The 535-nt window shown below is 63.6% G+C and carries 1 pseudogene; it reads left to right on the top strand.

Annotated features, from left to right (window positions below):
• Positions 1-535: pseudogene (locus CXQ91_RS24345) on the top strand (pyruvate dehydrogenase (acetyl-transferring), homodimeric type); the annotation flags it as partial.

Below are 535 nucleotides of genomic sequence, written 5' to 3'. Positions count from 1 at the left end.
GCTACGGACTCGGACCGCACTTCGAAGGCCGCAACGCCACCCACCAGATGAAAAAACTCACCCTCGACGACCTCAAGTCGTTCAGGGACCACCTGCGCATCCCCATCACGGATGAGCAGCTTGAGGGCGATCCGTATCAGCCGCCGTATTTCCACCCGGGAATCGATGCGCCGGAAATCGCGTACATGATGGAGCGCCGCGCCGCCTTGGGCGGTTCCGTCCCGGAACGCCGCAGCAAGCATGCCGCGATTGCGCTTCCGGATGCGAAGTCCTACGAGGTTGCCAAGCGCGGTTCGGGCAAGCAGCAGGCCGCCACCACCATGGCGTTCGTCCGCCTGCTCAAGGACCTCATGCGGGACAAGGAGTTCGGCAAGCACATTGCGCCGATCATCCCCGATGAGGCACGCACGTTCGGCATGGACGCGTTCTTCCCGACCGCGAAGATCTACAACCCCAAGGGCCAGAACTACCTCTCCGTGGACCGGGACCTGGTCCTGGCCTACAAGGAATCCGCCCAGGGCCAGCTGATCCACCC

Source organism: Arthrobacter sp. Y81 (genome assembly GCF_002929335.1).
GTDB lineage: Bacteria > Actinomycetota > Actinomycetes > Actinomycetales > Micrococcaceae > Arthrobacter.
The sequence above is the reverse complement of the archived record's forward strand: the minus strand, read 5'-3'. Positions and strand labels throughout refer to the sequence as shown.